This window comes from Streptomyces sp. NPDC029014, from assembly GCF_055564695.1.
The window spans coordinates 23,674-31,358 of sequence record NZ_JBVHVT010000098.1 but is presented as its reverse complement, the minus strand read 5'-3'; the positions used below and the strand labels follow the sequence as shown (position 1 = coordinate 31,358).

Genomic DNA, 7,685 nt, shown 5'->3' with positions numbered 1-7,685 from the left:
CCACCCCCCGCCACCCCCCCCCCCCCCCCCCCCCCCCCCCCCCACCTCCCCCCCCCCCCCCCCTCCCCCCCCCCCCCCCCCCCCTCTCTTTCCCCCCCCCCCCCCCCCCCCCCCCCCCCCCCCCCCCCCCACGACGATCAGCCACAATCGTCGTATGAGCACCACGATCAGCCTGAGCGACTTCCTCCGGACCCGCCGCGCCCGCCTGCGCCCGCAGGATGTGGCCCTACCCGATTTCGGCGGCACGCGCCGCGTCGCGGGCCTGCGCCGCGAGGAGATCGCCCAGCTCGCCGGGGTCAGCGTCGACTACTACACCCGGATGGAACAGGGCCGCGTGTCGAACCCCTCGGACGCCGTGCTCGACGCCCTCGCCCGAGCACTGCGGCTGAACGACGACGAGGCCCGGCACCTGCACCACCTGGCCCGGCCACAGCACCCCGGCCGTCCAGCGCGGGGGCACCAGATCCGCCAGCAGCAGGTGCGGCCCATGCTCCAGCGACTGCTGGACGAGCTGAAGGACGTGCCGGCCATGGTGATGGGCCGACGCATGGACATTCTGGCCTGGAACCCGGCAGCAAGCGCCCTCTTGGGCGACTACGCCGCCCTGGATCCGGCCGAGCGCAACATCGCCCGGATCACCTTCCTCGACCCGCGGTCCCGAGAGTTGTACGCGGACTGGTCCTCCTGTGCCCGCGAGAACGTGGCCTACCTCCACCTGGAGGCAGGACGGCGCCCCAACGACCCACGATTGGCACATCTGATCGGGGAGCTGTCGATGAAGAGCGAGGACTTTCGCCGCTGGTGGGCTGAACACCCGGTCCAGGACAAGACTTCGGGTGTCAAGAGGTTCCACCACCCGCTGGTCGGCGACCTGGAACTGACCTACGAGACCCTGCGCGCTGCCGACGACCCCGACCAGGCCCTGATCACGTATGCAGCCCGGAAGGACACCTCATCCCACGACGCCCTCCACATGCTGCTCGCCTGGACCGCCTCCACGACCCCAGCACTCGTCGAACGACCGATCGGCGAACAAGACCGGTAAGCCGCGGACTCGCGGCCGGACCGGCCCCGGACCATACCGCCGAACTCCCCGCGCTCGTTCCAGCCGTACGGAGCGGCGGCCACGTGGGGACGCGTGCGTGACGAACACCCGCATGGCTTGGCGGCCCGATGCCGCTGGAGCGTCAGGTTCAGGAGGAGTCGTCGGAGTCGGCCGCAATCGTCTTGCCCGCGACTCCTGACCGGGTGATGCCGTCGACTGCCACACAGATACCGAAGACACGATCATGGCTGGTCCAGCCGTTGACGCGGCCGCGGTTGTTGCTGATCTGTACCCGCCTCCTGGTGGGGTCCACAGACGACACGACGTGCAAGTAGACCGTCCCGGCGACACGGGCGAGGACGATGTCCCCGACCTCCACCTTCGACGGATCGACCGGAGCAACGACCACTTGCTGCCGACTGCGTATCAGCGGGACCATCGAGGAGCCGCTGGGCCGGAACGCCACGGTAGCCCCGCCAGCAAGCCTGCCCGCCACTGCTTCCAATGCGCCCATCCGGTGATCGTGGCAGATCCCCCTGCATCAACCCACCGATTTACTTCTCCATGCTCCACCAGCAAGGCGGACGTAGCCTGACACGGCACCAGGTATCAGCTGCCGAGGTCGAACAGATCAGTGCGGTCGGGGCGTATCTCGACGAGCGGGAAGTCCGTGTACGGGCACGCCCAGGCGGCGGTGCCCGACACGTTCAGGGCGTAGCAGTCGAAGAGACCCGGAATGGGAGCGCCGGCTGACGTCCAGGTGAGTTGGCCCGTGGCGCTCCAGCGGCGGATTCCCACCGGGTTCTCGTCGAAGTGCCCGCCCCAGAGCTGGCCGGCCTCGTCCACCAGCAGGTGCTCGATGGCGTCCCCAACGGAGCAACTCCCGGCCGAGCGCGTCGAAGATCTGGACCTGGTCGGCGTCCTCGTACCGGCGGGTACGAGACGCGGCGACGACGAATCCGCCGTCGGGCAGTCGGTCCAGGTGCGGCCAGCGGGCTCGCACGGCGCTCAGCTCGGTGAGTTCGACGTTGCCGTCCGGATCGACGGAAACGACCAGCGCGTCGAAGGGCGCGAGGTCGACGCCGGGCTGCGGGGCGCGGTCGGCAAGCAGCCAGTGGGCAGCGCCGAAGACATCGACCGGACCGGTTCCTCGAACGGACCGAAAGCGTCCCGTCTGTCGACGCCGAGGAAGTTCGGCGAGCGGCTTGACACGATGGAGCAGCGGCCTCGAGGGCTGAACGGGTGGGAAAGGCGCGTGCGGTCGGTGTGGGTCGCACGTGGTGGCCCGGACAGCGGTTGTGATCGATCCATGTCCGGGAACGGCAAGCCCGCCGCCAGCCAGCCCACCCACGGCACCCCGACGACCAGGGGGACCTCCTTCCAGAGAGGGGCGTCCGCCTACAAGGGGTCGTCGACGAAGGCCATCCTTCACCACTACGACTACCTGGGTGACTTCTACCGCCTCTTCCTGGGCGAGGACCTCGTCTACTCCCATGCCATGTGGCAGGCGGGCGACACTCTCGAAGCCGCCCAGCGGCGCAAGCTCGACCACCACGTCGCAGCGGCTCGGGCCGAGGGCGCCGAGCGGGTGCTGGACGTGGGCTGTGGCTATGGGAGCCTGCTGCACCGCATGGTCGAGTGCCACGGCGTCCAGCGCGCCGTCGGTCTGACCCTGAGTCCCGCCGAGGCAGCCCGGGTACGGGCACAGGGGTGGCCGAGATGCGAGGTACGGGTGGAGAACTGGTTCGATCACCGCCCGGACGGACCCTACGACGCGGTCATCGTGATCGAGGCCGTGGAGCACTTCGCCGGGGGCACGCTGTGGCGGTCGCGCCGGGTCGCACGCTACCGGGAGTTCTTCCAGCGCTGCCACGACTGGCTGCGGCCGGCCGGGCGGCTGTCGGTGCAGGCCAACGCCTGGAGCCGGTACGGCTGGCTCGCTTCCGTGTTGCTCAGCCCGGAGCGGCTGGCAGCCGACGGCGTAGCGGGCCGGAGTCGCCCGACGGGCCGGGACGCCGCGGCCGCCGTACGCAACCTCCGGTCCGGGCTGCACGCCTCCCGGACCGTGTTCCCAGAATGCTTCGTCCCCACCCGATCCGAGCTCGCCGACGCCTCGGCAGGCCTGTTCCGGATCGTTTCCGAACGACGGGACCCGGAGGACGGCATTCGGACTCTCGGCGCGTGGATCGAGCTGGCTGAAGAGAACCAAGAGGACGGCGCCCGGCTCATCGGCCGTCGGGCCGTGGACGACATCCAGCGCGAGCTGCGGACGTCCTTGCGCTTCCTCGAGGAAGGCCGCGCCACGACCCTCCGCCTGGTCTTCGAGAAGCTCTGAGGCGTGCTGGGCCGCCTGCTCCAACTCCCCGGGCCTCGCACGCATTCGCCGGGAGGGGCGGCAACGCCGGCACGACGCGGCACGTCACCCCCCGAACGAGGGAATGGCGGGCCGGCATCGGGACACAAGAGGCACGTGCTGAAGACATTCCTCGTGATCCTGCTCGGTATGGCCGCCGCCGCCTCGGTCGCCGGAGCCCTCGTCGTGCCCTGGTTCTGGGTCCTCGCCGCCCCCTTGCTCGTCGTCGCGCCGACGGCCGCCCACGACCTCGTCCAACGGCGGCACGCCATCCTGCGCAACTACCCCCTCGTGGGGCGGCTGCGCTTCGCGCTGGAGGCGGTGCGGCCGGAGATCCAGCAGTACTTCATCGAGCGCAACTACGACGGCCGCCCCTTCGACCGCGACACCCGCAGCCTCGTCTACGAACGGGCCAAGGGAACGGATGCCGAAGAGGCGTTCGGCACCGAACGCGACCTGTACCGGCCCGGCAGCGAGTACTTCACGCCCTCCATGGCTCCGCTCGCCGTACCCCCCGATCCGCCCCGGGCCCGCATCGGGGGACCCGACTGCACCCGGCCGTACGACATGGCACTGCTCAACGTCTCCGCCATGAGCTTCGGATCGCTGTCGGCCAACGCCGTCCTCGCCCTCAACACCGGAGCGCGGCTGGGCGGCTTCGCCCACGACACCGGCGAGGGCGGGCTGTCCGAGTACCACCTGCGCCCCGGCGGGGACCTCGTCTGGGAAATCGGTACCGGATACTTCGGCTGCCGAACCGGCGACGGGGACTTCGACGAGCAGCAGTTTGCGCAGAAGGCGGCGTACCCCCAGGTCAAATGCGTTTCGCTGAAGATCAGCCAAGGCGCCAAACCAGGTATCGGCGGTGTCCTACCCGGTGCCAAGGTGAACGCGGAGATCGCGAGGGTGCGCGGCGTGCCGCAGGGCCGGACGGTCGTCTCCCCGCCCTTCCACCGCGTCTACTCCACCCCTCGCGAGCTGGTGCGCTTCCTGGCCCGCATGCGCCTGCTCGCGGACGGCAAGCCCGTCGGGCTCAAGTTGTGCGTCGGCTCCCGCCGCCAGTTCCTGGCCCTGTGCAAAGCCATGCTCGAAGAGGAGGTGACGCCCGACTTCATCGTCGTCGACGGGGCGGAGGGCGGGACGGGCGCAGCGCCGCCGGAGTTCGCCGACATCGTCGGCCTTCCCCTGGACGAGGGACTGATGACCGTGCACAACGCGCTCGTGGGTGCCGGGCTGCGCGACCGGATCCGGATCGGAGCCAGCGGCAAGATCGCGACCGGCAGCGACCTCGTCAAGCGGCTCCTCCAGGGAGCGGACTACACCAACGCCGCCCGCGCCATGATGCTCGCGATCGGTTGCATCCAAGCCCAGCGCTGCCACACCAACACCTGCCCGGTCGGGGTCGCCACCCAGGACAGACGACGCGCACGCGCGGTGCACGTCGGTGACAAGTCGCAGCGCGTACGGCGCTACCAGGAGGCGACGGTCAAGAGCGCCCTGCAGATCATGGCCGCGATGGGGGTGGACGACCCGAGCGGGCTGCGCCCCCACATGCTGGTGCAGCGGGTCGACCCGCACACCCTCCGCACCTACGCCGAAATCCACGAATGGCTCGGTCCGGGACAGCTGTTCGCGTCGCCTCCGCGTGGTTGGGCGGCGGACTGGAGGGCGGCGCACCCCGACCGTTTCTCCGCCTGAAGCCGCGCCCCGGCCGCCGGCCCGTGACACGCCGGCGCTGCCACGTGAGGTCACGGTGCGTGCTGGCGTACTCCGTCCGAAGCTGCTCCCCGCGCTCGTCCCCGGACTGACACGCCGACGAGGCACGTGTCGTCGTCGGTGTCCGCCCGGCTGTCGCGCAGCAGGTGGTCCAGGTGCGCCTCCAGGTCGGACGGGCCGTCGGCGCCCGCCCTCTCCGTGAGGGAGATCAGGTTCGTCAGCGACGCCTGGAGGGACTGGTCGCGGCGTTCGATCAGCCCGTCGGTGTACAGGACCAGGAGGTCGTCCGGCTGCAGGTGGAGCTCGCTCTCCTCGTATTCGGCCTGGTCCAGAGCACCGAGGAGGATACCCCCGAGTTGGGGCAGGGTCTCCGCGCGCCCGGCGCGCAACAGAACGGGCGGCAGATGGCCGGCGCGGGCCCACCGCAGTCTGCGCGTCACCGGGTCGTACAGTCCGCATACGGCCGTGGCCGTGAGGTTCTCCGTCAGCTGGTGGGTGATGCTGTTCAGCCAGGACAGGAGCTGGGCCGGGCCGGCGCCGGTGGCCGCGAGCCCGCGCAGGGCGTTGCGCAGGGCGACCATGCCGGTTGCGGCCTCGATGCCGTGTCCGGCGACGTCCCCGACGCACAGCAGGATCTCGCCGGACGGCAGGGTGAGGGTGTCGTACCAGTCGCCGCCGACGAGGTGGTCCTTCTCGGCCGGCCGGTAGCGGACCGCGACGTGCAGGTCGTCGAGGTGAAGCGGGCCGCGGACGGGCGGCATGATCGCGTGTTGTAGCTGGCGGGCGAGGCGGCTGCGTTCGGCCGCATGCTGCTCGGTCTGGGCGAGCTGGTCGCGGGTGGCCGCGAGGGCGACCTCGGTCCAGTGCTGAGCCGAGATGTCCTGGTAGGCGCCGCGGACGAGGCTCAGCCGGCTGTCGGGGCCGTCGACGGGTTCCGCCACGACCCGGATGTGGCGGGCCACGCCGTCGGGGCGCTCCAGCCGGAACGCGGTGGAGGCGGGCCGCCGGTGGTGCAACAGGGTGCGCAGGAAACGGCCGATGGAGTGCCGGTCGTCCGGGTGGGCGTGATCGGCGAGCTGGTCGAGGGGGATCGGCAGAGCGCTGCGGGGCAGGCCGTGCAGCTCGTAGACCGCTTCGTTCCAGACGATCTGTCGGGTCTGCAGGTTTTCCTCGAAGCCGCCGATGCGTCCGAGCCGCTGGGCGTGCTGGAGGAGCCGGGCGACCCGCGGCGTGCCGTCGTCCAGCCGCCAGACCACCACGAGGTGACTGCCGTGGCGGCTGATGCTCACCTTGGCCCGAGTGCTCAGCGGCACGCCGTCGACCATCGCCGAGAGCGTCATGCCGCCAGTGCGGAACGGCTCGCCGGTGACGAAGACGTGCTCGACCTTCTCCAGGAGCCCCCCGGCCTCTGCCGCCAGCGGGTACGCCTCCAGCAGCCGGGCGCCGACGATGGCGCTGGTGGGCCGGCCTGCGAAGTCGACGAAGACGGGGTTGGCGTGTCGGATGGTGAAGCGCAGCGGGCCTGCGTCGCCGTCGCACGCCACCTGGAGGATGAGGCTGGGGTCCAGCAGGCCGTCGGTGAGCGCCCGCAGGCTGTCGAGTCGGTTGTCGCGCCTCTCTGGCTCGGCCGGTCCGCTGTCAGCCCAGGTTTCGAGGGTCGTCGCGCACAGCTCGGCGAGCGCCTCGAACTGGCGCTGCAGCGGTTGGGACAGCTCGGGCAGCCGGTCGTGCCAGCAGACTTCCAGGACGCCGATGAGTCGCCCCCCGATGCCCGCCGGGACCGCGAGGCGTCCGCCGCTGATCTCGTGCTGGCCGATCGAGGGGAGGGCGGCGTCCGCGAGCACCGGATAGGAGACGGCAGCCCGCCGGTCGAGGGCGTGGCGAGCGGGCGTGGGCACTCCCGGAGGCACGTGTCGCCAGCGGTGCGCCTCCGCGGGACCGAAGCCGGCACTGCCCGCCAGGGACAGGGACTGGTCGGGGTGGGCGGCCCACACGGCGACGGCGACGGCGCCGAGGGGGCGCAGCGCGTGCTCCAGCATGGAGCGGGCTGCCGCTTCGGTGTCCTGCCCGGCGAGGGCGTGCGCTTCGGCGCTGCGCAGCCGGACACCGACGGAGTCGGCAGCGGGGGCGGCGGCTGAGGAGGCGACGAAGTCGCGTGCGACCGCGGAGATGCGGTCCGCGGCAGCCTGGTTGACGAGGTCCGCGGCCAGGGCCAGGGGCGGGACGCCGGCCTTGTCCGCGAGGGCCGCCAGCTGCGTCGAGGCTTCGGTGGGCCCGCATTGCAGTCGCTCGACCAGGACGCCGATGGCCATCTCGACGAGTGCCCGCCCGGCGGCGTCGGCGTGCACCTGATGGAGCTCGCGCCGCAGGCGTTCGACGATGCCCGCGAGGCGGCCGACCGCGGCGCCGCCGGCCGTGTCGGCCGTGTCGGGTGTGGCGCCGGCAGACCGGTCCGCGCCCGTCGTGTCGGGGGTGCTGCCGACCCACCGGTCCGCGTCGGCCGTGCCGGCGGGGGCGGCGATGGCGTCGCGCTGAGGGCCGACCCGGACGGTGGCCGGGCCGGACGGCATC

Annotated in this window: 6 protein-coding genes; 3 read left to right on the top strand and 3 right to left on the bottom strand. The window is 71.6% G+C overall.

What is annotated here, in order from left to right; genetic code table 11:
• Nucleotides 1–154: 154 nt before the first annotated feature.
• Nucleotides 155–1,045: a helix-turn-helix transcriptional regulator gene (locus ACZ4VL_RS35170; RefSeq protein ID WP_468208399.1), complete on the top strand. Its 891-nt coding sequence runs from the start codon at nt 155–157 to the stop codon at nt 1,043–1,045.
• 148 nt (nt 1,046–1,193) lie between these two features.
• Here ACZ4VL_RS35170 and ACZ4VL_RS35165 read toward each other — a convergent pair whose 3' ends face one another.
• Together ACZ4VL_RS35165 and ACZ4VL_RS35160 are read right to left on the bottom strand one after the other, a co-directional pair.
• Nucleotides 1,194–1,559: a S24 family peptidase gene (locus ACZ4VL_RS35165; RefSeq protein WP_468208398.1), complete on the bottom strand. Its 366-nt coding sequence runs from the start codon at nt 1,557–1,559 to the stop codon at nt 1,194–1,196.
• 95 nt (nt 1,560–1,654) lie between these two features.
• Nucleotides 1,655–1,891 carry a hypothetical protein gene (locus ACZ4VL_RS35160; RefSeq protein ID WP_468208395.1) on the bottom strand — a complete coding sequence of 79 codons (237 nt, stop codon included), beginning with the start codon at nt 1,889–1,891 and terminating at the stop codon, nt 1,655–1,657.
• A 13-nt stretch (nt 1,892–1,904) separates the two neighbouring features.
• Between ACZ4VL_RS35160 and ACZ4VL_RS35155 the strand changes: the two genes are divergently transcribed.
• Together ACZ4VL_RS35155 and ACZ4VL_RS35150 are read left to right on the top strand one after the other, a co-directional pair.
• Nucleotides 1,905–3,380, top strand: coding sequence for an SAM-dependent methyltransferase (locus ACZ4VL_RS35155; RefSeq protein ID WP_468208392.1), 1,476 nt, complete (start codon nt 1,905–1,907; stop codon nt 3,378–3,380).
• 168 nt (nt 3,381–3,548) lie between these two features.
• Entirely contained in the window at nt 3,549–5,096 is a 1,548-nt protein-coding gene (locus tag ACZ4VL_RS35150) for an FMN-binding glutamate synthase family protein (protein WP_468208406.1), read from the top strand.
• Nucleotides 5,097–5,146: 50 nt separating this feature from the next.
• Here ACZ4VL_RS35150 and ACZ4VL_RS35145 read toward each other — a convergent pair whose 3' ends face one another.
• Nucleotides 5,147–7,684, bottom strand: a complete 2,538-nt coding sequence (locus ACZ4VL_RS35145) for a SpoIIE family protein phosphatase (protein WP_468208403.1) — start codon at nt 7,682–7,684, stop codon at nt 5,147–5,149.
• Nucleotide 7,685: the final 1 nt, after the last annotated feature.